Below are 26675 nucleotides of genomic sequence, written 5' to 3' on the forward strand. Positions count from 1 at the left end.
CATGTTTGTAAAGCCTAAGCTGGGGCGCGCGGTGCGCGACCCGGTCAGAGGCACCTTTTTGCCCGAATTTGGCGCAGAGGTGCCTAATGATATTTTTTGGAATCGCCGCCTACAGGATGGTGATGTCGAAAAATCGGCCCCTGAAGAAGCTGCGCCAGTAAAGGCGGTGAAAGGGAAAAATAGCCTGGAGAGTGAGTAATGATCCCATTTAACCGCCTACCTCCGAATCAGCGTGCCCCGTTCTTCTATGCCGAGTTTGATAACTCAATGGCGAACCGGGCAACTGCAATTCAGCGTACTTTGCTGATCGGGCAACTGCTGACTTCTGCAACGCCGCCATTTTCGCCTGGTATTCCTCAGCGCGTGTCGTCTGACTCCGCCGTCGCGGGCATGTGCGGCAGTGGTTCAATGTTGCATAACATGATGACTGCGTACCTCGCTAACGACACAGCAGCAGAAATTTGGATTCTGCCCCTGGCAGATGCCGCAACAGGTATGACAGCGGCGAAAGGCGGGATTCAAATCACATCAGGGGCAAGCGCTACCGGCGTGCTGTCGTTGTACATCGCGGGGATGCGCGTTCAGTTGACTGTTGTTGCGTCAGATGCGCCTGGCGCTGTTGCTGCTGCAATCGTTACTGCGGTGAATGCGCAGAGCCAGTTACCTGTTACTGCTGCTGTAAAAGCCACTGACTCCGTGGAGTTCACCGCAAAAAACAAAGGGGCGCATGGCAACATGATCGACATCCGCCTCAATTACCAAGGTACGGCGGGCGGCGAGGAGACTCCAGCAGGATTAGGCGTGGTGATCACTCCAATGGCTGGCGGTGCCGGTGCGCCTGAATTAGTCGGGGCTTTGGGTAACTTGCAGGATCGGGAGTTCGATTTCATTGTAAACCCGTACACCGATACCACATCGCTAGACGCGTTGAAAACGTTTCTATCCGATACCGTTGGCCGCTGGTCGTACAATCAGCAGATTTACGGCCACTCATTCAGTGCTATTTCTGGCACCTATGGGACGCTGGCGGCAGCGGGTGAGTTACGCAATAACCAGCATGAAACCCTGCTTGGTATAACTGATTCACCAACCCCGGCCTACCTGTGGGCAGCAGCACACACCGGAGCGATTGCACCAAGCCTGCGCAGTGACCCAGGGCGACCAACGCAAACTCTGACGATCAGCGGCGTACTGGCTCCGCCTCTTGAAAGTCGGCTGATGCTTACCGAGCGTAACAACCTACTATTCAGCGGTATTTCCACGTTCAACGTGGCCGATGATGGCTCTGTACAGGTTGAAAAAACCATTTCAACTTATCAGAAAAACAAGTTCGGTGATCCTGATGACAGCTATCTGAACATCGAGACGTTATTCACGCTGATGTTTGTCACTCGATTCCTGCGTACGCAAATCACGTCAAAGTTTGGCCGCATGAAACTGGCAAACGATGGCACTCGATTTGCACCAGGCTCCGCTATTGTCACGCCTAACGTCATCCGCGCAGAGCTTATCGCGCAATATCGCACGCTGGAGTGGAACGGTTACGTGCAGGATTCTGCTGCATTTGCCAAGACGTTGTTGGTAGAGCGCAACAGCAGCAACACCAAGCGCATTGATGTGTTGTGGACGGGTACGCTTATCGACCAGTTGGAAATTTTCGCATTGCTCAATCAATGGCGTCGGGCAGAAACCGCAGCCTAAGGGGGATTCATGGGAGACACAAGCAATCGCCTGGCCGGTACTGCTTACGTAACAGTTGACGGCGTTACTGTAATGGTTGCAGGCCAGTTTAAGTACAGCGTTTCAAAAGTGGAACGCACCACGCTAACCGGTATGGATTGGGTGCATGGCTATAAAGAGAAGCCCCGAGCGCCGTTTATTGCCTACCAGGCGCGTGACAGCGGCGGAACCTCTCTTGAGGGGTTGAACGACGCCACAAACGTTACGATCGTCGTTGAGTTGGCAAACGGTAAAACGATTATTGGCGAAAACATGTGGTCTGTTAACACGCAAGACGTTGACAGTGAAGAAGCAACTTTCGATATGCGCTGGGAAGGCGGATCGGTCAAGGAGTATTAATGATGTTGGAGAAAACCAAAATTATCACCCTTCAGACGCCACTGGAATCCGCAGGCGGCAAGCTGGTCTACACGGAACTGGAACTTAAAGAGCCGGTGCTTGTTCAGGCTGAACAGTTTTACGAGCGCAGAGAGCAAAAGGGCGCACTCAACGCCATGCGCCTGCTAATCAGCTTGGTTTCCGGCGTACCAGAAACCCCATTAGCCAACATGCAGTTTACTGACTACAAACGTTGTGAGGCGTACATGTTGGGTTTTTTGGGGTTCGATCCCTCAACGGATGGCAACAACTAGCCGCTGAGGTAACCAAGTATTACGGATGGGGCCCGCATGATGCGTGGTCCCTAACCCGTACCAAGTTAGATTTTTGGGCCGAACAGGCGCATAGGATGAACAAGGTGAAGGCGGGCAAGAATGGCTAACGCATTTGATTTTGAGCTTAAAGCTGATGAACAGGTATCAGCGGCGATACAGCGTATTGAAGATGCGGTTAAAACCCTTGATCCGTTGCTTGAAAAGGCAACTGACAACCTGAAACTTGGTGGTCAAGATTCGCTTGATGGGTTGGAATCATTGAGCGATCGCCTGGCTAAAATGTCCACCTTTGCGCGTGATAACGTCCAATTTATCGGTGATATGGTTCCCCCGCTTAAAATGGTTGGAGAACTTGGCGGCAAGCTCGGTGGCGCTTTGAAGTTTGGTGCTGCTGGTGTGGCTGCTTATGGGCTTGGAAAGGGCGTAGCTTATATGGCTGGCAAGCTTCAAGATGCTAGCCATAGCGCTTATGAGTTAGATGTAGCCTCTAAAAATGCTGGGATGCGCGCCGATGACTTTTCTCGCCTGTCCGGTGCAATGCAGATATTAGGAATCAGTGCTGAATCCGCTAACCAGTCAACCGAGGGGTTATTCTATACATTTAACGATGCATTGCAGGGCAGGAACAATGGCACTCTTGCTGCATTGCAGCAAATTGGTGTCCAGATCGTACAAAATAAAAATGGAACTGCCGATGTATTGGCAACAATGCAACGCTTGGCACACGTTTTACCTACTCTTACCTCAGAAAAGCAAAAAACCGTCACAGACGCTATTGGTCTTGATGCCAACGGCTTAGCTTTGCTGCGTGAGGGCATGAGGTTGAAGGAATTACTCGCTAAGTCTGATAAATTCGGTTTGACCGTAGACCCAAAACTAAATGGTCAGTTGACTGAGATAAATGGAACTATCAATGAATTGAGTGCGTCTTATGAAGGATTTAAAAATCGTGTTCAAAATAAGATGCTTGGTTGGTTATTATCGGATGGTTCAGTTAAAGACAGCCTTGAGGGAGTAACAGACGTTTTTTCTAATGGGCTCGATAGCATATCACTATCTCATGTTGTTGGTTTCAATAGAGGCAAAGAAGCAGATCAACTACGCTGGGGTTATAATAATTCTGAATTTTACGACACATTAAGTGCCGGTGATAAAATTGGCCTTGATTTTGGTTATATGACTGATGGTTACCGTGAGAAATATAACGCATGGCAGAAACCTATTGATGCTGTAAATCAACTAGAGCGTGATTTGACGCTTGCAACAGCACCAAGTTCAGCCCATATGATCAATTCACCAGATCAAGTTATGGGTAATACGCAAGAACAACAGCGATTATCTCAATTAGAAAAACAGTATAATCTTCCGCCCAATTTGCTTGATAAAGTTTGGAGTACTGAATCAGCTAGAGGGAAAAATATGCTGTCTTCTGCTGGAGCTGAAGGGCATTTTCAGTTTATGCCACCAACAGGTAGAGCTTATGGTTTGAAAACCAGAGAAGACCGTATGGATTTTACCAAATCAAGTGAAGCTGCTGCTCGCTATCTTTCTGATTTACTGAAAATGTTTGATGGAGATGTGAGAAAGGCCGTTGCGGCATATAACTGGGGGCCAGAGCGAGTAAAAAATCTTGGCCTTGGTTACGCACCTGCTGAAACGCGGAACTACCTGCAACAAATTATGCCAGGGCTACCCCTCTTTCAGCCGCAAAATGGGGTTTATGGGGATGGTAATTCAACGGTATCAAGCAGGGAGCAAGACACCGATAGACCCTCAATACTAGCCCCCGCCAGCATTCAGCAAGAGGATATAAGCAGGGTATCAGAAGCAATGTCCAAGGCCATCAGTGAGAATAAATTTCAACTTGAGGTTACGCTGGTAAACAGCCAAACAGGTGAACGCCACAAGGTGCAGGCTGATGGAGGTGGGCGTGTATCACTCTCCATGCAATCTTTAAGTTGAATATTTAGGCGGTGGTAAATATGCTGCAATAGGTTAACTGATCACTCACTGGAGGTTGCTTTGAAGAACATATTATTATTAATTATTTTCATATCGTTACCATCTTTATCGGCACCTATTGATGTAGTCGCGGCCAAAAGTGCAGCCAGCGTTTGGGGGCTGGGTTGTGGATATGGGAATGTTTACTTGAAAAGATTATTTGATGGAGAAGACAAAAATGAAGCTATGGCCTCAGAACTTCATAAACTAGATGAGAAAATAAAAAGCACAATAAATCTTTACGAGAGCGGTAATGCTATTGGAAAAGATGAAAAAAAATTTATTTCTGGTTTGTATGGTAAGTATTCTATAGATGGTTTTAAATCTAAAGTTCATGATAATTCAATTAATTGTGACTTCTCATCAAAAGTGGTGGAAATAAAAATACTTAGGTCAATATTGGGTGATGTTGAAGCTAAAAGTGAACTTGCTGATTGGAATTATTACGATTATCAATAAAATGGTTTTTTTAAAGCCCATCTGATGTGGGCTTTATACTATAAATTATCTCAGTTTGAGTAGAGAATTGGCTTGGTAGGTTCTTCCGACGCGCAGCACGGTATCCATCAAATCCCCGACTTCACGCGCTGCCACGGGGTCGATAATCAGCAGGTCTTTATGTATCTGGCCCCATGCTGTTTCGATAGCGGCAAAACAGCCGATAAAACGCTTGGTGTCGATCGCTGGTTTTCTTGGTTGGCGTAAACGTTTAACCTCTGGCTTTACAAAGTAGTGATCTTCCAACTTTTCGAAAACCTCCCAAGCCTGATCGGTTTCAAGCATTTTGGCATGGCGTGCTGCGCCGCGTTCTGTCCAGAGAATGAGTTTGCGAACGTTGGGGGCGATTGGGTGAAAACCTCTTAAAGAGTTTTTCAAATTTTCGAGAGACTCACCTTTTGTTAGGAAGTAATGCTTTCCTTCAATGAAGCGATCTTTGTTACGATTAAAATTGTTGGTTACGCGCTGACGTTCCGTGCCGTAGAGTTGTGCCAGTAGTTCGGTAGTGATTACGGGAATGCTGTTGTGGGTTACAACCGACAGACTTTCTACTGATGTGTGATTAGTCATGATGGCCTCGTTTATTTTTTTCGATGTACCACTATCGGAGTGGTGCCGGGAGGTTCGAAACGGCTAAACGAGACCGTGGACTTATTCCCCTTTCGGGTGTTGTATTAGTCGCCCTCCCGACTCTGATCGGGGTGTGCTCGCGCGATGCGTTCACTAAATGACAGGCATAAAAAATCCAACACTGACGGGGTTGGTTCTGACCGCGTTTAAGAGGTTTCGACACCTCATTTACGAAAAGATAACGGATAGTAATAGCGTAGTCAATTACCAAGCCTGCCATTGCGCGGGCTTTTTTATGGGGGTGCAATGGCACTAATCACAGATGCGCTGTCCTCTCTGCTGGGCGGCGGGCAGAAATGGGACTGGCAGGCACATATTCACCCCGCCTCATTTCGCGGCGTGCCGTTTGCGATCGTCAGCGGTGAGGGGGTTTTTGGCCGTCGCCAAGCTGTGCATGAGTACCCTTACCGCAACACGGTATGGGTGGAGGATTTAGGGCGCGGAACTCGCAAGATAACGCTGCGTGGTTTTATCGTCCAAGATAGCCTGGTGTATGACGCACCGGACGTTATCACCCAACGTGATTCGCTGGTGGCCGCATGTGAAATGGAAGGGGCTGGGATACTGGTTCATCCAACGCTTGGCGAGTTAACCGTGAGCGTTCCAGATGGTGGCTTGCGGGTGCAAGACAGCATGGAAACTGGCCGGGCATTCGAGTTTACGCTCACTGTTATTGAATCTGGCTTAAAAGTGTTCTCTGTTACCGGCAGCGCTGCCGCCAGTTCAACGGTTAATGCCAATTGGCTGCTCACTGCTGCTAAGTCGGGAGTTAAATTCATTGCGATGGTTCGTCGTGAGCTTAGAACCGTTACGCAGGCCATTAAAACACTGAAGAACACCGCTAATTTTTGGGGCAATTTTGTTCGCGGCACAGCGAATGAAGTAACCAACCTTGGCAACGTGCTGAAATCGACGTTCGGCAGTGCCCGTTACGGGCGATTTAGCAAAGGCACTGTAGGCGGTAGCGTATCCGGTCTAACCGGTATTGTGACCAGAACAGAGGACACAAACGATTATTCCGGGCTGGTACAGCAGAAAATGGCGGAAGCAGTTACAGGGCGAGCAAAGCTGCTGGCTGAAGTCGATTCATTGGAGAATATCAGCTCGATTGAAGCGTTCTCCAAAGGAGTGAGGGAGATTATTGATCAGATAATTTTCCTGAGCGGCAGCATTGAAGAAAAAATCCGCATGCTAGAAACCCTGGCTGCATATCGAAGCAATACATTTTATGCGACAGAAAGTGACGCAGCTATTTCAAACAGTGCCACCATTTTGATCTGCACTCTCTCCGCTGGCGCAATGGCTGTAGTTGCGGCTGATTACGAGCCAGACAGTTACGACGATGCGATCGCAATGCTGAACCGCGTATGTGACACGCTGGACACTATTTTGCTGATGATCGCCGATTCTGGAAATGATGATAGCTATCTCGGCCTGTTATTAACACGTAACGCGCTGGTAGATGCATACACCATTAAAGGCGCACAGCTCAGTACCTTGGCACAGGTAACTATGCCTGCTTCATTACCCGCGCTTACCTTGGCAAACAGGCTCTATCAAGACGGTGCCCGCGCCGATGAACTGATCCAGACTGTTCAGCCTCGCCACCCTGCATTCATGCCATTAACGTTTAAGGCGCTGAGAAAATGACTGATGAACTGACCTTAAAAGTCGGCAATCGGCTTATTCAGGGGTGGGATTCGATCAGGGTAACGCGTGGTATCGAGCGATTACCCTCTGATTTTGACTTATCCCTTATGGATTACTATCCCGGCTCTAATGACGAACAGCTTGTTAAGAAGGGGGAGCCTTGTGAAGTGAGGTTGGGTAATGATTTGGTAATGACGGGCTATATCGATCGCTGGAACCCGTCAATCTCCAAAAACCGGCATGAAATAAGAGCCACAGGGCGCAGCAAATGTCAGGACCTTGTTGATTGCTCTGCTGAGTGGCCGAACAACGTGATAAGCCAAGCCAATGCGCTGCAAATTGCCCAGCGCCTGGCAGCGCCTTACGGTATCAGCGTTTCTTCAGATGTCACTGATATGGCTACCGTACCGCAATTTACGTTGAATTGGGGGGAATCGTCACAAGAGGTCATCGATAGGATAAGCCGTTGGGCTGCACTGCTCTATTTTGATACCCCTGACGGTAATTTACTGCTTACCCGTGTTGGAACGCGCAAAGCGGCCAGCGGTGTGGAGTTAGGGAAAAATATCGAATATGCGTCGTTTACTGATGCGATGGACGAACGTTTTTCCGATTACGTGGGTGTGTCAATGTCCATGACCCCGGTAAGAGAGATGAATTTGAGTAGTGGTTATGATCCCGTGACCCTAGCACGCGCCCGTGATCCTGAAGCGGCAAAAATGCGTTATCGCAATCGCATAATCATTGTTGAAAGCACCATGATAGCTAATCAACAGGCACAGAACTGCATTGATTGGGAGATGAATCGGCGTTTTGGCCGCTCAAAACAACTACAGGTAACGGTTGATAGCTGGCGGGATAGTGCCGGGCGGTTATGGGAACCTAATACCCTCATCCCGATCAGCATTCCTAAATTTGGCCTGCGTGATGAATTATGGCTCCTATCTGAAGTGACATTTCTTCGTGATGGTAACTCAGGCACTACAGCAAGAATGGTATTGATGCCACCTGCCGCGTTTAGTGTTCAACCGTATCAGTTTTACAACCAGATGATGGAGCTAAACCGATGAACGACATAATCAGGCAGCTCGGGCGGCGCGTATCAATGATGTTGGGTATTGGCCGTATCACTGCGCACAATGATTCTGGTGTTGTTCAAGAGGTTCAGTATCAAACATCGCTAGAGGTTCGCGATAACACCCCGCGCATGGCCGAGTTCGGCTTCTCTTCCGGGCTACCCGTTGGCACTGATGTTGTATTGGCCTTTTTGGGCGGAGATCGCTCCAGTGCCGTGATAGTTGCCAGCAATAATGCTTCATTTCGCCATACCGGCCTGAGTGCGGGGGAAACGGTTATTTATAACCAGTGGGGAATGTACGTGAAGCTGACTGAAGAGGGGATCGTAATAGAGGCCCAGGGTAAACCGGTCGATGTTAATAACGCGTCAATAGTCACGGTAAAAGCCACGGAATCTGTGCGCCTGGAAACTCCCTCTGTCTTTGCAACCGGAGATATCACCGATCACTGTGATGAAAATACGGTCACGCTAAAGCAGTTGCGTGACGCATATAACCGCCATGACCACGACGTTAAAAACGTTCAGGGCGGGAACGAGACAAGAACCAGCGAGAAGCCGGGGGAAACAGTTGAATGAGTGATATCAGTTCGTTTTGGGACGTTGAGCAACTCAGGGCTGACTGGCGAGAAGGGGCGGGTGATCTGCTCTCCGGTAATGATCTACAAACAGCCATTATCATCAGTTTATTTACCGATCTCCCATCCCGTCCTGATGATGATATTGACGGTAATGATCGTCGTGGGTGGTGGGGCAACGCTGGGGAGGAAAGGGCTGTCGGATCGTTACTTTGGCTGTTGCGCCGTAGCAAGCTTACTCCCGCAATAGCGCTCAAAGCGGAAGGGTATTGCAGCGATGCATTATCCTGGCTGGTTTCTGATGGTGTTGTTGCATCTATTGATGTCGCCACTCAAATTATATTCCCCCGCCGCTTAAATATTTTCCTCCGTTATCAGCAACCAGGTACCACTGACAATACGGACCTGCGTTTTTTTTGGGTATGGGAGCAATAATAAATGCCATTCAAACGGCCCACATTAACCGAACTACGTGAGCAGAACCGCACGCAACTTCAGGCTGAGTTGAGAAAAACCGGCTCCCTGCTGCGATTTTCAAACATGAAAATCTTAGCCGATGTTGATGCCGGGATGTCTCACCTGCATTACGGCTATCTTGATTACATTGCACTCCAGGCAACACCCTACACGGCAACTGATGAATGGTTATCTGGTTGGGCGGCTATGAAGTCGGTCTACCAGAACGCCGCTACAGCGGCCCAAACGGTCAACTATCAATTTACCGGCACTGCTGGGGCCAGTATTGGCACTGGAGCCATCCTAAATCGCGGCGATGGTTATCAGTACCGTCTTGATGCCGGTGTAACGATTGGTTCTGACCGCACCGCGACAGGTTCGTTGACTGCAATCTTGCCTGATATCGTCAACGACCCAACAGGTGGCGGCTACGCGGGTAATGCGCCTGCTGGAACAATCTTGACTCTCGACACTGCCAGCCCTGGCATAGACTCAACAGGGCGCATGATAGAACCCGCAGTGGGTGGGGCAGATATCGAGGGGCAAGACAGTTTCCGATCACGCATGTTATTGGCCTATCAAAATCCGCCACAGGGGGGCAGCGATACCGATTACAAACAATGGGCTCGAGCAGTGCCCGGTGTAACGCGTTGCTGGGTAAAACGCCGCTTGATGGGTGCAGGAACCGTTGGTGTTTACATCATGTGTGATGGAAATGATGAAACAAACCACGGCTTCCCGGTTGGCACCGATGGTATATCCCAACTTGAGGATTGGGGAGCGCAGAAAGCGACAGGAGATCAGGGACGGGTTGCAGATTATATTTATCCCCGTCAGCCGGTAACCGCACTTGTCTTTGTTTGTTCACCCGTCGCTAAGGTTATCGATTTTGAGATCAGTGGTATCAGTTCTGTCGGCACTGATGTTTCCCAGGCAATAGCCGCAGCGATTGATAACGTTTTTTTTGAAGAGGGCAACCCTGACGGGACGGGGAAAATTTACATATCTGACCTGAACCGAGCGATCGGGGATGTAGCGGGAACGGCGGGCTTTATTTTGGCTTCACCTGCCGCAAACATTATTTTGGGTGTCGGTGATCTCCCCATTCGCGGTGAGGTGAACTATACATGAGCCAGTACACCGTAGAGGCGTATGACCAAGCCCTACACGCATTGATGCCTGTAGGGTTAGCGTGGCCGCGAGAGCCTAAAGCCGTGCAATCTGCCGTCCTTCGAGCGCTCGCGAACAGTTACCAGCGTAGCGACAGCGAAGCCATGTCTTTGTTGCGTGGTGGCTTTCCTGCGTCTGCAACGATTTTATTAACTGAGTGGGAAAAATCGCTGGGTTTGCCTGATGACTGTTCGATCGGTGAGGTTGATACGATTGGCAAGCGCCAGGCTGCTGTAGTGTCGAAGCTCATCAGTACGGGAGGCCAATCCAAGTCGTATTTTATCGGTATTGCAAGAACACTCGGTTTCAACATAGAGATTGAAGAGTTCCGCCAGGCTAGGGCTGGGTTATCCGTTTGCGGCGATGGCTTAAATGGTGAGGATTGGCCCTTTGTCTGGATGGTCGTTGCTGACTCAACAAACGTTACATTTGCCCGCGCAGGCATGAGTTATTGCGGTGACCCTCTCAGGTCATGGGGAAATAAGCAGTTAGAATGTACGCTGAATAAACTCGCACCATCCCACACCATTGTTAAGTTTGGATATATCCACTTTGGATTTAACGATGATGGTGTATATAACGTAACGCCAGAGTTTGCCGGTCTTTTTGATACCGCATCAGGTTTTATTTAAAAGTAACTTTTAATTTAACATCGTTCTTTGAGCGAGGATTTGTCATGCAAAGAATTGGAAATGTAACTGAAACAGCAGATTTGAACGGTGAATTTACTGATGGTCGAGTAGCGCAAGGTGTGCCGCCAACTATTTTGCCTGCTGCAATATTTAATACGTGGCAGAGAGAGCTTGTAAATATTGTTGAAGGGGCGGGAATGGTTTTAGACCCTCAGAATGATGGGCAGGTATTAGAGGCAATAAATAAGCATGTCAGTAGCGGAAGACTTTTAAATATTCAAAGATTCCTAATCAGCGGAACATATACACCCACTCCCGGCACCAAAAGAGTGCTTATAAAAGCATGGGGTGGAGGTGGGGCTGGTGGCGGGACTCCGTCAGTTACTACTACACAATCAGCTGTTGCTGGCGGTGGCGCTGCTGGCGCATATGTAGAGTCCTTAATTGATGCCCCCATGTCACCCCTACCAGTTGTAGTAGGGGCTGGTGGTATTGCTGCTATTGGTGCTGATGGTCAGTCTGGTAGTCCTACGACTGTAGGAAACATTGTTGCACCAGGTGGCCCTGGTGGCGCTGTTGGTGTTGCTAGTGCTGCATTCCCTTTCGGAGCTGCGCCAAAAAACCCAACAATAGGGACGGGTGGAAATATTATCAACGCACCCGGCAATACCGCATCAATGGGCTTCACTTGGTCGAATGGCGGTGCGATCCGCTCGATGGGCGGTCAGAGTGACGTCGGAAGCAGCCAATATGCAGCTAATGCGATAGGAAACTGTGCGGGCGGTTCAGGGGCTGTATCCGCCGGTTCAATAGGCGCTCAGGCAGCACTAGCGGGTTATAACGGCGCACCTGGATTAATCATCATCGAAGAATATGCATAATAAAAACCGGTGGTTGATTAATGAAAATTTAACTCCTAATTTTTATTGGAAATAATCATGACAAAAAGATTTAACACCGGAAATCCTCGTTCATCAAACGACATGAGGGATTTAAATGATAATGCTATCGCCTACGACGATTTTTTAAATAGCGAAGATAAATTTACTATAAATAGGCTTGGTGAAGAAATTCCTACAATTCAGGGAGTGCTTAGCACTATTGATGAAGCGACAACTCAGGCGCTGGAGCAAACACAGCAGGCGCTTGATGATGCTATACGTAATGTTGGTTATGCTCCTGTATCTTCATTTGAGAAGGGATTTACATTAACAAGTGTCGGCCAGGCATTATTACTTGAAGCTACGGGAGTGTTTTACTCATGGCGCGGCCAATATGAAAAAGTAGTCCCACCAGGATCTACGCCTGAATCTACGGGGGGCATCAGTCAAACTGCGTGGGTTGATGTCAATGATTTGACGTTACGCAGTGATTTATCCAGGCCGACAGGCGCTAGCATAGTAAAAATGAGCGGCGGGGTATCAGTACAAGATTGGATGCACAACGATTTTGTGGCTAGATTCGGCGGTGTGTCTGATTATACCGGGATTCCGTTGTATGATGGCAATGACAGCAGCAGAATTTCGGCGACAGATAACGCGCCAATGATCATAAATGCACTAACTAAAGGCATTGTACGGAATAATACATTATTTATTTTTTTTCCAGCAGGGCATTACGGATTCAAAAAAAACAACATTTTAATTGACGGGGCATTGCTGCCTTACAAAAATCTCGTCATCGCAGGTGAGGGGGCTGATGTTACAGTTTTAGATTATATCATGGAAGATTTTGAGAATGTGGGCAATAATGAAAATACAGGCGCAAAAGAGTTATTGACAATAAAAAATTTCGATGCCGTTTATTTTTATAACATCACAGCAAAATGTACAACAAAGGCAGGGTATGTCAATCATATCGCCCCTGGTACGGGGGAAGACCCAATTTATAACGGGACAATATGGTTTGCACATATCACAGCAACAAAAACAGTTGTTTGCAGAGATGTTATTAGCGAACGAGGAAACTATAGAGGAATCAGTATAAATGGACGCGATCTTCCGTTAGGTCAGAGAACAAACGTCTACCTCTATAACTGTGCTGGTCGCTATACTACAGGATCAGGGTTTTGGCTAAGAATGTGTAACTTACTCTTTGTTGATGGTGGTAACTTTTACCGAAATGGGAACCTTGGTATTACTGCCACGGGGTACGGTATAACGTGTTCTCAGTATGTTGATAATATATTTGTTAGTAAGGCTGCTTTTTACGAGAATTACAGGAAAGGTTTTGATAAACACAGCGGTCTCGGAAGTTTCATTCTTAAAGACTGTACTTTTATTGATAATGTTCTGTGGGACGTATCATCCGATCATCAGTACGTTGCTCAGTATAACCCTGACATTACAGATGATGCGGTACTTGATAACTGCTTGTTCGTAATGAATCAGAATGTTAAGTTTCTAACAGAAGCTTATGCTGCGATTCCAGCCGGAAAAAATAAAATTAGCGTTATGCTGCAAGACAATTTGATCGATGGCACACCAGCTAATAGACAAAAATCAGCATTGCTAAACAAATGTACATTCAAAGTATTGCGGCCAATGTCCGAGCGGCTTTCATCTTATACACCCATTGTATCTAAAGCCGAGGAAACAAATATCTCTAATTCATTAATAGATTTGACACAGTTGCAATTCACTACTGATGCAGATAAAACGGTATACAGTCATACTGTTGTTAATTTTAGTAGGGATAACTCGGGGTTGGTTCTGTCGAATGTCACAATCAAACTTGGGTCTGGTAATCTGTCCAGTTCAGCCACAGAAAATAATAACAGCCTGATGTTTTCCGCCCCCTCTGTTGGTGGTTATTTGATCATGGATAAAAATAACATCGACATGAATAATTATCTGCTCGTAGGTACAACATCATCAGGCCGACTTGTACCCTGGAATGGTCGCAAAAAGATCAATGGCAACACGATTAAAATTAGGAATCTACAACATGCATGCTTTGGCCAAGAGCGTAGCAATGCTATTTATTGGCTGTCATCACAGTTTATGTTTTCTGGTGGCTCTGATGTAGCCTACGGTAGTCGCAACTTGCTGGGGCTGGGTGACTGTACCTATATGCAGGATTTTTCGTTCGGACATGGAATGAGTACTCCGATTCAATTTGTTCTACCTATAACTAACCTAGATGGTTCAGTTAAAGGTGTTGGTTCAATATCAAAGATATTGACCGGCCAGGTTGATGGGAATATACATCTCGCTCTTAAAGGCAAAGTAGGGCTTTATACAGATAAATACGAAGCATTCTGGGATACTGCGGCGAACGTCCAGCACGTTCTTACCGGTAGTTATTTTATAATAACAGCCGCAACACTTGAAGACGAAGTTGTTAAATATAAGGGGGAGCTTACAAATTTTACGCTAAAGGCAATATCAGTTATCTGGACATCGCCCCCGCCGGTAACGGGGTATTATGTCGGTGAAATATCATGTGCAAATCAGACTGCATTGCCATTCGTGGGGGCTGAATGACATTTTACTGCTGGCCGGGAGCAATCCCGGCTATCATCGTTGCGGCTAACTGTCCCGACATTCATCACCATGCTACTCTGAGTGAAAAATAACCGGAGGTATCTATGGACCTGGACGAAGAAAGATGTGGGCTTATCGCATCAGAGATCGGGGTTGTGGTTGTTGAACTGATCGGGCGCGGTCAGCTCGTTGATCGCATGGCTATCGTAAATGCTCTGGAGTCGAAGCGTAAGTCTGTGGGAAATACCCTTCACAAAGGTGTACTGCGGGATGCTGCGGCGCTGGTTAGAGGTAGCGATGACCGGTCATCTAAATATCGAATTTCATGATTAGATCTTTAGGCTGGCAATGCCATAAAAGAGGGGCAAGAAAGGGGCAAAACTCTCAGGATGGGCAAGAAAAGGGCAAGAAAAATGTACTTCCGGGTAGCTTGGTGTATATCAGAATAAATCATAACTCAATGATAAGTAGATAAATTATTTACTATCAGTACCTTGGGGAAATTATTGTTTTACATTTAAATTGTACTGCTCTTTAGGTTTAATTGACTGATTTTCTTGCATTTTGTTTTCCGTAGAACATCGAAAGAGGCAAGGTGAATTAAAGAGCCAGCCTGATATCTGGCCTATTCACCTGCTCCCCGGTCATCTCTTTGAGCCGTTTTTTGTATGTTTCGTAGATTATTGCTGTGTTGTTCTGGCCGCATCTGAACGGTCAGGACCAGCACGAAAGTATGCCGCGTATGGTACGGATTACGCCGCCGAATACCAGCGAGTTTTGCAGGTGATGAGGAATGTTTAATGAGACATAGCCACGCTGTGCTGCGTGCTGTTCATCAACGTGATTTGTCTCAGCGACTGCCACAAACGTTCTTTATCGCCGTCCTTTAAGTTAACCTGCTCAACTGCCTTCATAAAGGCGGTGCGATCGGTGAATTGCTTATTATGAGATAAGGTTTGGCTGATTCCGGCCAGAATTGCGGTGCTTAAAGCGCTAATTTTTGCTCTGACCTGATCCAGTGGCGCGGGTTGCCAGCCTGTTTCCTGTGCGGCCAGCCAGTCAGCTCGGTAGCGATACTGAATGGCTTTGGCGGCATCCATTTGCGCCTGAATGAAAGGTTTTACTGACTCGCCGTCCAGCCCGAGTTTTTCAGCCTCGGTCACTGAGCTTGCCAGCACTTTCGCTTCCTGTTGCAAGTCCTCAATGGCAAGATGGTTTTTCGCCTTGTAGCCTGCGACGTCTTTCATATGGGACAAACGCTGGTTAATCAATGAGGCCACATCGGTGTGTGGTGTTGGTGCAGCCAGAGTGGTTGCAGAAAAAAGCAATCCTGCCCAAAGCAGTCGTTTCAGTGAGACTTTTCTATCCATTTAATTTCACCTGTCAATCAGTCGGCAACTTGCCCAGAATTTCAAACCTATTCATTCCCCGACAGAATGATGCACAACGGGTTGAATTGTCCAATAAAATGCTGACGCTGCGCGTGGGTGGGCGCTTGCAGGTCTGTCATCTGGTACAGCCTCAAAAATTACAGGTATAATCCCACACATTATTCAACTGGTTTAGAAACGAAAATGACAAAACTCACCTTACAAGAGCAGATGCTGAAAGCTGGATTAGTGACCAGCAAAAAAATAGCCAAAGTGCAAAAAACGGCTAAAAAATCACGAGTTCAGGCCCGTGAGGCCAGAGAGGCGGTGGAAGAAAATAAAAAAGCACAGCTTGAGCGTGATAAACAGCTAAGTGAACAGCAGAAGCAGGCTGCTTTATCTAAAGAATACAAAGCGCAGGTGAAGCAACTGATTGAAATGAACAGAATCGACCTTTCAAAAGGTGACATTGGTTTTAACTTTACAGACAATAATTTAATTAAAAAAATCATGGTGGATAAGCTTACTCAAGCTCATCTGATCAGTGGCCGTCTTGCCATTGCCCGTTTGGTTGTTGATAACAGCGGTGCGAGTGAATACGTGATTATCCCCGCGAGCGTAGCCGATAAAATCACGCAGCGCGATGCGAACAGCATTGTATTAAACAGTGCGCTCAGTCAGGAAGAGCAGGATGAAGATGATCCGTATGCCGATTTCAAAGTACCTGACGATTTGATGTGGTAATAAAGCGTTAAAAAACAAAAAAAGGGCGCGAACCTGCCGCGCCCGAAGAGGTTACTCTGAGAGTGACTTCTCTGCTTTACCCGCCAGCAGGCTGAGGAAATCGTATTTCTGTTTCAGCTCTTTTTCTGCTGCCTGATAAAGCGCTGCGGCTACGTCCGGCTGCTGCGTATTAAGGCGACGGAAGCGTTGCTCTTTATTCAAGGTTGCGGCCAGATCGCTATTGGGCGGGCGAGAGTCCAACACCAACGGCAATTTTCCTTCATCCGCCCGGCGCGGATCAAAGCGATAGAGCGGCCAGAATCCTGTCGCAGTTAATTGCTTCATCTGATCGTGGCTGAGCGCCAGATCGTAACCATGCTCTTCACACGGGCTGTAGGCGATGATCAACGATGGGCCGGGGTAGGCTTCGGCTTCCTGAATCGCTTTCACCGTCTGGTTAAGCTGCGCCCCCAGTGAGATCTGTGCGACATACACGTGACCATACATCATCATGCTGACGCCGAGATCTTTGCGCGCCTTGCGCTTACCGTGCTCACCAAACTTGGTGACTGCACCCAAAGGTGTCGCTTTGGATTGCTGCCCGCCGGTATTGGAATAGCATTGCGTATCCAACACCAACACATTGACGTTTTCCGTCAGGCTCAGCACATGATCCAGGCCGCCAAAGCCGATATCGTAAGCCCAACCATCACCGCCAATCAGCCAGATGGATTTATCCACCAGATAGTCGGCGTCGGTGGCCAACTGTTTGGCATCGTTGCCGGTCATAGTGACCAACAGGCTGCGTAATTCAGCAATTTGCTGGCGGCGTGTTTCTGGTACGATCTCGTCGGCCTGCAGCGCGCTGACCAGGGGCGCTGGCAGTTGGGGAGCCAAGGTTGCCAGCAGGCGCAGCACGCGGCGGCGGTGTTGATCGACCGTTAAACGGAAACCTAAACCAAATTCGGCGTTGTCCTCAAACAGCGAGTTGGCCCATGCCGGGCCACGGCCAGCGGCGTTGGTGGTGTAAGGCGTGGTCGGCAGGTTACCGCCGTAGATAGAGGAACAGCCGGTGGCATTGGCGATCAGCAGGCGATCGCCATACAGCTGCGTCAGCAGTTTGATGTACGGCGTTTCACCGCAGCCGGAACAGGCACCGGAGTATTCGAACAGCGGCGAGATCAATTGTGAAGTGCGGATGTCGATGCGCTCTATCTGAGCCGGATCGATTTCCGGTAGTTGCAGGAAGAAGTCGTAATGGGCTTTTTCTTCCGTGAGATGTTCCAGGCGCGAAGCCATATTGATCGCTTTGATTTCCGGGTTCTGGCGGTCTTTCGCTGGGCACACTTCTACACACAGGTTGCAACCGGTGCAATCCTCAGGGGCGACCTGCAGCACATACTTCTGGCCGCGCATATCACGCGCTTTTACATCTAAAGATTGCAGGGTGATGGGGGCGTGCTCCATCGCCTGCGGCTGAACCACTTTGGCGCGGATCGCCGAATGTGGGCAAGCGGCGACGCAATGGTTGCACTGAGTACATAAATCCGGCTGCCAGATGGGGATCTCTTCGGCAATGTTACGTTTTTCCCACTGGGTGGTGCCCACCGGCCAAGTACCGTCCGGCGGGAAAGCCGACACCGGCAAGGCATCGCCAAGCCCGGCCAGCATCGCGGCGGTGACGGTTTTGACAAAGTCTGGCGCGGTATCGGCAACCACTGGCGGGCGCAGCGGGCTGTGGTGGTCAATCGGCTGCAGTGGGATCGCCGTGAGCGCATTCAGCGTTGCTCCCAGCGCCTGCCAGTTACGTTCGACAATCTCCTGGCCTTTATTGCTGTAGCTGCGGGCAATGGCATCCTGCAACTGTTGCAACGCCACGTTGCCGGGCAAGACCTGCGTCAGGTGGAAAAACGCCATCTGCATGACGGTGTTGATCCGCGCACCTAGCTGGCATTCTCGCGCCAGTTTAGCGGCGTTGATAATGTAGAATTTTGCCTGGCGCTGATTAAGTAGCGCCTGAACCTCTTGCGGCAGGCGTGTCCAAACCTCTTCCGCGCTATACGGTGTATTCAGCAGGAACGTACCGCCAGGTTTCAGGCGTTCCACCATTTGGTATTTGTCGATGAATTGCCATTGGTGGCAACCAACGAAATCGGCCTGGGTGACCAGATAGGCTGAATTGATCGGCTTTTCGCTGGCCCGCAGATGTGACACGGTCAAACCGCCAGCCTTTTTTGAGTCGTAAACAAAATAGCCTTGTGCATACAGCGGGGTGCTGTTGCCGATGATTTTGATGTTGTTCTTGGTGGCTGACACCGAACCGTCGCTACCCAGGCCGTAGAACAGGGCTTCCAACGTGGCACGTTGTGGCAGAGCTTCGGTGCTCAATGGCAGAGAGAGGCCGGTCACATCGTCGAAAATCCCCACGGTAAAACGTGGACGAGGCTGATCGAGATTCAATTCATTGAATACCGCCAATGCGCAGTCTGGGCCGAACTCTTTTGAAGACAACCCATAACGCCCACCAATCACTCGTGGCAGAGTGGTGCGCTCCCCACGGCTGTAGGCTTCTGCCAGCGCGGTCATGACGTCCAGATACAGCGGTTCAGCCAGTGCGCCGGGTTCTTTGGTGCGATCGAGCACGGCGATTTTCTGCACGCTTTCCGGCAGCGCGGCGAGCAGGTGTTGGGCAGAGAATGGGCGGAACAGGCGCACTTTCAGCAGGCCGACCTTTTCGCCACGGGCCAGCAAGGTGTCGATCACTTCTTCGCAGGTGCCGATGGCTGAGCCCATCAGGATCGCCACGCGCTCGGCCTGCGGATGGCCGTAATACTCAAATGGCTGATAGCGACGGCCAGTCAGTTGGGCAAACTTGTCCATCGCTGCGCTGACGTGGCGATAGGTGCTGTCGTACCACGGATTAGTAGCTTCACGCGATTGGAAATAGGTATCCGGATTGGCGGAGGTGCCGCGTACCACCGGGCGTTCTGGCGAAAGGGCGCGGCTACGGTGTGCATCAATCGCCTCTTGCGGCAGCATTTGCAGCAATGTTTCATCGCTCAAAGGAGCGATCTTGTTGATTTCGTGGGAAGTGCGGAAACCATCAAAAAAATGGATGAACGGAATACGGCTGTTCAAGGTGGCGGTTTGAGATATCAGCGCAAAATCCTGCGCTTCCTGCACGTTGCTGGCACACAACATGGCGCAGCCAGTTTGGCGCACGGCCATCACGTCGGAGTGATCGCCGAAGATCGAGAGCGCGTGGGTGGCAACGGTGCGTGCCGCGACATGCAGGACGAAAGGTGTCAGTTCCCCGGCCAGTTTGTACAAAGACGGGATCATCAGTAACAATCCCTGGGACGAGGTGAACGAGGTCGATAAAGCTCCGGTTTGCAAGGCACCGTGCACGGTGCCTATGGCACCACCTTCAGACTGCATTTCCACGACGTGTGGAATATCTCCCCAGATATTTTTCTTGCCATCGCCAGCCCAGGAATCAGCCTGTTCTGCCATCGTTGAACTTGGGGTAATGGGATAAATAGCAATCACTTCATTGGTGCGGTAGGCCACGGAGGCGACAGCGTTATTACCATCGGTAGTTATCATTTCTGGTACCTTTCTGTGCTCACAACGCTGCAAAAGCGATCTTTTGCAGTAATGTTGAAAGTCTAACAGAGGGGGATATTCACGCTTTATCGCATTTGTGTGGCCCTCTGTTTAGGTTCAGGTTCAGCTACGATATAGTTACTGAGGTTTAAGACCAATTTAATCTCTGTGATTCATACTAATACAACGCGATTCAAACAGAAGATAATGTTATGACCGGATTGATGTATTTGACCATGGCGATCATCGCCGAAGTGATTGCCACAACCATGCTGAAAGCCTCTGAGGGATTTACCCGTCTGTGGCCTTCGGTGGTGGTGGTCGTAGGCTATGCTATTGCATTTTGGGGGTTATCGATGGTGGTAAAAACCATGCCGCTTGGGATTGTTTATGCCATCTGGTCAGGTATGGGCATTGTGCTGGTTTCGGTAGCTGCGGTGTTTATTTATCAGCAGAAATTGGATCTGCCTGCCGTTTTAGGGATGGGGTTAATTATTGCCGGGGTGCTGGTGATTAATTTATTTTCAAAATCGTCGGTGCACTGATTATTCGTTACAGCGTTTCTTACCGGTCAAAAAAAAGACAAGTAAACGCACTGCAATATTTCCATTATTTAATTATCAGGCTAAATTAAATAGGTTTGCATCAAATCTGCCCTTGGGCGGGTTTTGAGTAGACAAATTAGAGTCATGGCGATTTTACACAGCGAAGTCGTAACGGGTTCAGGGGTAAAATAATGATTACAGCAAAATGGCTGCTTGCCAGCGTCGTACTGGTTTTGGCTGCTTGCAGCAGCAATAACAACGAAGAACCACCGCAGATCGGCACCAGTGCCAATATTGGCACCATTCCTACCAGCGCACATTGTGCCAGCGTGGGGGGCGTCACCACTATTGCGCATAACCTGAACGGTGATACGTTAAGGATGTGCCAAATGCCAAACGGCAAACAGTGTGAAGAAACGGCATTAGGGCAGGGAGCTTGTGCTAATGCCGGGTGACTCGGTGACCGGGCCATGTATTGGCCCGGCTTGCTGGGGGCAATTAGAGTTGATTCGGGCAGGTTTCGCCGTTTGAAAGTTGCTCGATATTTCTCAGCGTAGTTTCCGAGATGCTGGTGAGCGCCTCTTCGGTCAGGAAAGCCTGGTGGCCGGTGAACAGCACGTTATGGCAGGCTGACAGGCGGCGGAAAACGTCATCCTGAATCACGTCGTTAGATTTATCTTCAAAGAACAAATCGCGTTCGTTTTCGTAAACGTCCATCCCCAGTGCCCCGATTTTCTGTTGTTTCAGTGCGTCAATCGCCGCTGATGAATCAATCAACCCGCCACGGCTGGTGTTAATCACCATAACGCCGTCGCTCATTAACGCAAACGCATCGGCATTCAGCAGGTGGTGATTTTCTGGTGTTAGCGGGCAGTGCAAGGTGATCACGTCAGATTTGCCATACAGCGTTTTCAGATCGACATATTCCGCGCCCAATTCAAGCGCCTGTTCGCTGGGGTAGGGATCGTAGGCCAACAGCTTCATGCCGAACCCTTTCAGAATACGCATGGTAGCGACGCCGATCTTGCCGGTGCCGATCACCCCTGCCGTGCGGTTGTGCATATTGAAACCGATCAATCCTTCCAGCGAGAAGTTGGCGTCGCGGGTGCGTTGGTAGGCGCGATGAATGCGGCGGTTCAGGCACATCATCATACCTACGGCATGTTCCGCGACCGCTTCCGGTGAATAGGCAGGAACGCGCACCACTTTGATCCCTAACTCTTTAGCGGCATCCAAATCAACGTTATTAAAGCCAGCACAGCGCAGGGCAAGGATCTCAACGCCCATCGCAGCCAACTCTTGCAACACTGCGCGGCAGCCATCGTCATTCACAAAAATACACACGGCTTTGCAGCCGTGGGCGGTTTTGGCGGTTTTCTGGCTGAGAAGAAAGTCAAAAAACTCCAGCTCATAACCAAACTGCTGATTTACCAGCTCTAGGTACTTGCGGTCATACTGTTTGGTACTGTAAATCGCCATTTTCATCGTGGTTTCTCCCGCGTAACAATAGATCTAATTTAGACTGTTTTGCTAAATTCGACAATGAGTTAGCTTGCCAGTACGCTCAGGGTAAACTAGGGTTTAGTGCTGGGAATCAGTACGTTATAGCCAAAATAATGATGGCGAAACCAAGCAGCAGCGATGTTCGGTAAGGGAAATGGATCATCTTCACCTGATAGGGGATTCATGCCATTATTAGCCGCGATTTAACGGCAAGAACGCTGTTTCAACCGTGTTTATCAGGAATAAAATCAGCGCGTAATGACAAAAAGATTAAGCATATCCATTGGGATAATCGCGGGGATGATCCTGCTGTTAATCACGCTGTGGCAGACGCTGCCACGCTGGTTACCACGCGCACTGACACCTTGGCTGCCACAGGGGAGCCAGTTGGTGTTGCAGGGGCCGCTGCGTTGGCAGCAAGGGGCTTTGCGTATTAGCACTGTGCGCTTCCAGGCACAAGGCTGTGTGCTCGCTGATGCCAGTGCTTTGAGCCTGACTTATCAAGCTGGTCACTGGCAGTTGAATAGCGATCGTCTAGCGGTAGATACGGCCTGCCTGCCTAAATTACCGGCTGGGGATACCAGCAAAACACCACTGACGCTGGATCGGTTACAACGCCAGCTACCGCCGTTTGACCTGAACATCAACCGGTTTACTCTCACTCCGTGGCAGTTTTATGCCGGGAAGTTACAGTTGCTGTCTTCGGCTGATGGCCAGCACCTGCATTACCAAGGTGAGAATCTGAGTGCGGAAGCCGTGCTGGATAATCGCCAGCAACTGGCGATCAATCGCTTGAGTGTGATGCCGCCTAACGGTGTTACACCGGTGCAACTCAACGGTAAAATGATCGTGCCGTTGGATCTGAGCAGTTTGCCTGCGCAAGGGGCGCTGCAAGGAGAAGTGCAAACCGCCTATCTGAAAAACCCTTTGTTGCTGGATTTGCGCTGGCAACAGCAACAAGGTGTGTTGACGTTAACGGAAAAAGGCAGCGAACAGCCTTTGGCGACGTTACCATGGGAAGTCACACCCCAGCAGATCCGTATTAACCAGGGAGAATGGCGCTGGCCTTATATTGAGCAACCGCTGAGCGGCGGATTGAGCATGGCGTTACATGACTGGAGCCAAGGGCTGGATGAAGCTCAAATCAGTGCTCGCCTGAATGTGATCACCGCCGGGCACAACGGCAAAGGTAACGCCGTGTTGACGCTGGGGCCAGGCACCGTTGGGCTGACCCATAGCGATCTTGGCTTCCAACTGACGGGTCAGGCCAATCTGGCCAATTTTTCGGTCACTGCCACCATTCCTGGCGTACTCAGCGGCACCATTCTCAACCCCACTCTGGTGTTACAGTCCGGCTCGTTGCTGCGCGCCTGGGGACAGGTAACTCCTGACATGAAGCTGGAAGAGGCCCGTTTGCCACTGGCAGGCGTCAACGTGAGCGCTACAGGCATCACCGGGCGATTGCAGGCGATTATCAGCGCCAGCGATCGTTATTGGGGGCGCTTCCGGTTGCATATGGATGGGCAGGCGCAGACATTCTGGCCAGACAACGGTCATTGGCAATGGCAGTATTGGGGGAGTGGTCGGTTGCCCCCGTTACAAGCCAGTTGGGATGTGGCTGGGCGCGGTGATTGGCAGGACTCCACCATTACGCTCAAGCAACTGTCCACCGGATTCCAACAGCTTAAATATGGTATGGCGACCGTAGTGGCACCCCGGCTGACACTCAGCCAACCGCTGGTGTGGCAGCGTGATGCCACCACGCCGCGCTTTGATGGCCGTGTGCAACTGGTCGCAGAACGGGTTAATTTCAACAATGGTGCGCATCTGCCGTCTTCGGTGCTGGATTTACAACTCAGCGGTAAGGAACCTGACAATTTCCAATGGCAGGGCACACTGCAAGCCAGGCAGATCGGGCCGATCACGCTACGGGGGCGTTGGGACGGTGAACGCTTGCGCGGTGAAGGCTGGTGGCCAAAACAGTCGCTGACGGTATTCCAACCGCTGATTTCACCGGAGCTGAACTTTAAACTGCGTGATGGCCAATTTTATGCGCAGTCGGCGTTTTCAGCCGCACGTGAACAGGGTTTTGAAGCCGGTGGCCATTGGGTAGTGAGAAACGGTGGCATGTGGTTGAGCGACGGTGAAGTGAGTGGGGTGGATTTTGTGCTGCCTTACCGGCTAAAAAATCATCATTGGCAGTTTGGTGCCAGGCGGCCAGTGATGTTGCGTATCAAGTTGCTCAATAATTTGTTTGCCATTCAGAATATTAGCGCCGATTTACAGGGAACTTACCCTTACAGTGAGGCACAACCGCTGACGTTGAGCAACGTTGGCTTTGATATTTTGGATGGGCATATCAGCCTGTCTGCTTTACGGTTGCCGCAGCATGTTGCAGCGGTTTTGAAACTGGATAAAGTCGACCTCAGCGCCTTGTTTACCGCTCTGAATCCGAAGCAGTTTGCGATGTCGGGCCGGGTGAATGGTGAATTGCCGTTGTTTCTTAATCATCCCAAGTGGTTGGTGCGTGATGGCTGGCTCGCCAATGCTGATCCGCTGACGCTGCGGCTCGATAAAGACATGGCCGATGCGCTCGCCAGCAATAACTTTGCAACCGGCATTGCCATCGATTGGCTGCGTTATATTGAAATCAGCCGCTTGAAGGCGCGGGTTGATCTCGACAACTTGGGTGAACTGGTGCTGCAGGCGCAAATAAATGGCACTAACCCGCAGAAAAACGCGGAACGTGGCATTATTCTTAATTACAACCATCAGGAAAACGTGTTTCATCTGTGGCGCAGCTTGCGTTTTGGCGACAATTTACAGGAGTGGCTCGAGCAGGCCCTCTCAAAACCTGGGGAACAACCATGAATATCACAACCGGGCCGTTGTTGGCAGTCGTGCTGAGCGCTTGCTTATTGAGCGGTTGTATACCGCGTATTGAACTGGCGACGCCGAAAGATCCGATCACCATCAACATGAACGTAAAAATTGAACATGAGATTCGTATCAAGGTGGATAAAGACGTTGAGAATCTGCTGAAAAACCAAAGCGGTTTATTCTAGGAGCCGAGATGAAAAAGCGTTATCTATGGTTGATATGTGCCGGATGGCTGTTCAGCGGGATGGCTCAGGCGTTGACGCTGGATGAAGCCAAACAGCAGGGGCGAGTGGGGGAAACCTTGAGTGGATATATTGCACCGATTAAAAAGGACGCAGAGACTCAGGCTTTGGTGCAGCGCATTAATACCGGGCGGGCCGAAAAATACCAGGAAGTGGCTGACAGCAATCATATCGCGATCGACGAAGTTGCACGTTTGGCGGGGCAAAAGTTGGTGACACGCGCCCCTGCGGGCGAATATGTGCGCGGTATCAATGGTCAGTGGCTGAAGAAATAAAAAAGCGCGCCCTTGGGCGCGCAACAAAATGCAGTAGGTTTATTATTGTAAGGGTAATACGAGTTTTGCAGGGCTTGTCTTACTTGATTTGCTTAGGCTGCGATCACTTCAGTTAGCGCTGCTTTGGCATCTGCCTGGGCTTTGGTCGCCACATCTGGGCCATAAGCGATACCTTCTGCAAACACGAACTCCACCTCGGTGATGCCGATAAAGCCCAGGAACAGACGCAGGTAAGGTTCAATCAGATCGGTTGCGGTGCCTTTATGGATGCCACCACGGCTGGTCAGAATAATGGCACGCTTGCCCTTCACCAGGCCTTCTGGGCCACTCTCGGTATAGCGGAACGTCACACCGGCACGGGCGATCAGGTCAAAATAGTTCTTCAACTGGGTTGGGATGTTGAAGTTATACATTGGCGCAGCGATCACGATGGTGTCGTTGGCCTGCAGTTCGGCAATCAGCTCATCAGACAGCGCCAGCGCTTCTTTTTGGCGTGGTGTCAGAGGGGTATCAGAAGGACGCAGCGCGCCTACCAGCTCACCGTCCAGCACCGGGATTGGCTGGGCAGCCAGATCGCGCACGGTGATGGTATCGTTGCTGTGAGCGCTGGCCCATTGTTCAACAAAGAAATCGGCCAATTGGTTGGACTGGGAGTAATTTGCCAGAATGCTTGATTTAAGAACCAATACTTTGCTCATCGGTAGTTCCTTGGTTATGACAGTGACATCAGGACGTAGCGTCCCTTGCATGGAACACACTCTATTCATCTTTATCCGACAGGGATAGTGGAATATTTCGAGTCCCTTGTTCGATTTTATTGAATAAAGCAATAATGACTAAGCGGATGGATTATGGAGAGAAACTCGCGTGTGCTATTCTGTCCGCCAAAAGCCAGGCGATGGCTACCCCATTAAAAATCGTTGCTATGTCGTGATAACGCAGCGAAGAAACAAGGAATACCGA

26 protein-coding genes are annotated in these 26675 nt (G+C 49.6%); 21 read left to right on the plus strand and 5 right to left on the minus strand.

What is annotated here, in order from left to right; genetic code table 11:
- The first annotated feature begins 1 nt into the window (after position 1).
- The 6 genes from IV04_RS20035 to IV04_RS20060 all read left to right on the plus strand — a co-directional run bounded on the left by IV04_RS20035 (position 2) and on the right by IV04_RS20060 (position 4853).
- Positions 2 to 199, plus strand: coding sequence for a DUF2635 domain-containing protein (locus IV04_RS20035; RefSeq protein ID WP_037399346.1), 198 nt, complete (start codon positions 2 to 4; stop codon positions 197 to 199).
- Entirely contained in the window at positions 199 to 1701 is a 1503-nt protein-coding gene (locus IV04_RS20040; RefSeq protein ID WP_037399348.1) for a phage tail sheath subtilisin-like domain-containing protein, read from the plus strand. Before IV04_RS20035 ends, IV04_RS20040 begins: the two co-directional genes overlap by 1 nt.
- A gap of 9 nt (positions 1702 to 1710) precedes the next feature.
- A complete protein-coding gene (locus IV04_RS20045) occupies positions 1711 to 2079 on the plus strand; it encodes a phage tail tube protein (RefSeq protein ID WP_037399349.1) in 369 nt (122 codons plus the stop codon).
- Positions 2079 to 2372 (plus strand): phage tail assembly protein, encoded by a 294-nt coding sequence (locus IV04_RS20050; protein WP_231566272.1) that lies wholly within the window; start codon positions 2079 to 2081, stop codon positions 2370 to 2372. Before IV04_RS20045 ends, IV04_RS20050 begins: the two co-directional genes overlap by 1 nt.
- 120 nt (positions 2373 to 2492) lie before the next feature.
- Positions 2493 to 4355, plus strand: a complete 1863-nt coding sequence (locus IV04_RS20055) for a transglycosylase SLT domain-containing protein (protein WP_037399350.1) — start codon at positions 2493 to 2495, stop codon at positions 4353 to 4355.
- Between the two features lie 60 nt (positions 4356 to 4415).
- Entirely contained in the window at positions 4416 to 4853 is a 438-nt protein-coding gene (locus IV04_RS20060; protein ID WP_037399351.1) for a hypothetical protein, read from the plus strand.
- A 45-nt stretch (positions 4854 to 4898) separates the two neighbouring features.
- On the opposite strand, the gene IV04_RS26870 is transcribed toward IV04_RS20060, so the two are convergent.
- Positions 4899 to 5462 carry an ORF6N domain-containing protein gene (locus IV04_RS26870; protein ID WP_081893256.1) on the minus strand — a complete coding sequence of 188 codons (564 nt, stop codon included), beginning with the start codon at positions 5460 to 5462 and terminating at the stop codon, positions 4899 to 4901.
- A gap of 306 nt (positions 5463 to 5768) precedes the next feature.
- On the opposite strand from IV04_RS26870, the gene IV04_RS20070 reads away from it, so the two are divergent.
- The 9 genes from IV04_RS20070 to IV04_RS20110 all read left to right on the plus strand — a co-directional run bounded on the left by IV04_RS20070 (position 5769) and on the right by IV04_RS20110 (position 14897).
- Entirely contained in the window at positions 5769 to 7172 is a 1404-nt protein-coding gene (locus IV04_RS20070) for a DNA circularization protein (RefSeq protein ID WP_037399352.1), read from the plus strand.
- Positions 7169 to 8242 carry a phage baseplate assembly protein gene (locus IV04_RS20075; protein WP_037399355.1) on the plus strand — a complete coding sequence of 358 codons (1074 nt, stop codon included), beginning with the start codon at positions 7169 to 7171 and terminating at the stop codon, positions 8240 to 8242. The genes IV04_RS20070 and IV04_RS20075 overlap by 4 nt, the downstream gene beginning before the upstream one ends.
- On the plus strand, positions 8239 to 8826 hold the full coding sequence (locus IV04_RS20080) for a phage baseplate assembly protein V (protein ID WP_037399357.1): 588 nt from the start codon (positions 8239 to 8241) through the stop codon (positions 8824 to 8826). The genes IV04_RS20075 and IV04_RS20080 overlap by 4 nt, the downstream gene beginning before the upstream one ends.
- Entirely contained in the window at positions 8823 to 9260 is a 438-nt protein-coding gene (locus IV04_RS20085) for a phage GP46 family protein (protein ID WP_037399359.1), read from the plus strand. Before IV04_RS20080 ends, IV04_RS20085 begins: the two co-directional genes overlap by 4 nt.
- A 3-nt stretch (positions 9261 to 9263) precedes the next feature.
- The gene (locus tag IV04_RS20090; protein ID WP_037399361.1) at positions 9264 to 10412 is read left to right on the plus strand and encodes a baseplate J/gp47 family protein; all 1149 of its coding nucleotides are present in this window, start codon (positions 9264 to 9266) and stop codon (positions 10410 to 10412) included.
- Positions 10409 to 11083: a YmfQ family protein gene (locus tag IV04_RS20095; protein ID WP_037399364.1), complete on the plus strand. Its 675-nt coding sequence runs from the start codon at positions 10409 to 10411 to the stop codon at positions 11081 to 11083. The genes IV04_RS20090 and IV04_RS20095 overlap by 4 nt, the downstream gene beginning before the upstream one ends.
- A gap of 44 nt (positions 11084 to 11127) precedes the next feature.
- Positions 11128 to 11964 (plus strand): hypothetical protein, encoded by an 837-nt coding sequence (locus IV04_RS20100; RefSeq protein ID WP_051916880.1) that lies wholly within the window; start codon positions 11128 to 11130, stop codon positions 11962 to 11964.
- Positions 11965 to 12021: 57 nt separating this feature from the next.
- Positions 12022 to 14568 (plus strand): hypothetical protein, encoded by a 2547-nt coding sequence (locus IV04_RS20105; RefSeq protein ID WP_152562918.1) that lies wholly within the window; start codon positions 12022 to 12024, stop codon positions 14566 to 14568.
- Positions 14569 to 14672: 104 nt separating this feature from the next.
- Complete coding sequence (locus IV04_RS20110) at positions 14673 to 14897, plus strand: hypothetical protein (protein WP_051916881.1); 225 nt, start codon at positions 14673 to 14675, stop codon at positions 14895 to 14897.
- A gap of 468 nt (positions 14898 to 15365) precedes the next feature.
- Here the strand turns inward: IV04_RS20110 and IV04_RS20115 are convergent, their stop codons facing one another.
- A complete protein-coding gene (locus IV04_RS20115; protein WP_037399369.1) occupies positions 15366 to 15938 on the minus strand; it encodes a chorismate mutase in 573 nt (190 codons plus the stop codon).
- Between the two features lie 204 nt (positions 15939 to 16142).
- Here IV04_RS20115 and IV04_RS20120 point away from each other — a divergent pair, with 204 nt between their 5' ends.
- Complete coding sequence (locus tag IV04_RS20120) at positions 16143 to 16682, plus strand: DUF2058 domain-containing protein (RefSeq protein WP_037399371.1); 540 nt, start codon at positions 16143 to 16145, stop codon at positions 16680 to 16682.
- 51 nt (positions 16683 to 16733) lie between these two features.
- Here IV04_RS20120 and nifJ read toward each other — a convergent pair whose 3' ends face one another.
- A complete protein-coding gene (gene nifJ, locus IV04_RS20125; RefSeq protein ID WP_037399375.1) occupies positions 16734 to 20267 on the minus strand; it encodes a pyruvate:ferredoxin (flavodoxin) oxidoreductase in 3534 nt (1177 codons plus the stop codon).
- A gap of 212 nt (positions 20268 to 20479) precedes the next feature.
- On the opposite strand from nifJ, the gene IV04_RS20130 reads away from it, so the two are divergent.
- Entirely contained in the window at positions 20480 to 20812 is a 333-nt protein-coding gene (locus tag IV04_RS20130; RefSeq protein ID WP_037399377.1) for an SMR family transporter, read from the plus strand.
- Positions 20813 to 21003: 191 nt separating this feature from the next.
- Entirely contained in the window at positions 21004 to 21267 is a 264-nt protein-coding gene (locus tag IV04_RS20135; protein ID WP_037399379.1) for a DUF333 domain-containing protein, read from the plus strand.
- A gap of 43 nt (positions 21268 to 21310) precedes the next feature.
- Here the strand turns inward: IV04_RS20135 and IV04_RS20140 are convergent, their stop codons facing one another.
- Positions 21311 to 22297: a 2-hydroxyacid dehydrogenase gene (locus IV04_RS20140; RefSeq protein ID WP_037399382.1), complete on the minus strand. Its 987-nt coding sequence runs from the start codon at positions 22295 to 22297 to the stop codon at positions 21311 to 21313.
- 276 nt (positions 22298 to 22573) lie between these two features.
- Between IV04_RS20140 and IV04_RS20145 the strand changes: the two genes are divergently transcribed.
- From IV04_RS20145 to IV04_RS20155, 3 genes are read left to right on the plus strand one after another with little or no spacing between them, the layout of a single operon-like run.
- Positions 22574 to 25186, plus strand: coding sequence for a YdbH family protein (locus IV04_RS20145; protein WP_037399385.1), 2613 nt, complete (start codon positions 22574 to 22576; stop codon positions 25184 to 25186).
- A complete protein-coding gene (locus IV04_RS20150; RefSeq protein ID WP_037399387.1) occupies positions 25183 to 25380 on the plus strand; it encodes a YnbE family lipoprotein in 198 nt (65 codons plus the stop codon). The genes IV04_RS20145 and IV04_RS20150 overlap by 4 nt, the downstream gene beginning before the upstream one ends.
- Positions 25381 to 25388: 8 nt before the next feature.
- A complete protein-coding gene (locus IV04_RS20155; RefSeq protein ID WP_037399390.1) occupies positions 25389 to 25712 on the plus strand; it encodes a YdbL family protein in 324 nt (107 codons plus the stop codon).
- Between the two features lie 92 nt (positions 25713 to 25804).
- Here IV04_RS20155 and azoR read toward each other — a convergent pair whose 3' ends face one another.
- Entirely contained in the window at positions 25805 to 26410 is a 606-nt protein-coding gene (gene azoR, locus IV04_RS20160) for an FMN-dependent NADH-azoreductase (RefSeq protein WP_037399392.1), read from the minus strand.
- Positions 26411 to 26675: the final 265 nt, after the last annotated feature.

The organism is Serratia sp. Ag1 (assembly GCF_000743355.1).
Taxonomy (GTDB): Bacteria; Pseudomonadota; Gammaproteobacteria; order Enterobacterales; family Enterobacteriaceae; genus Chania.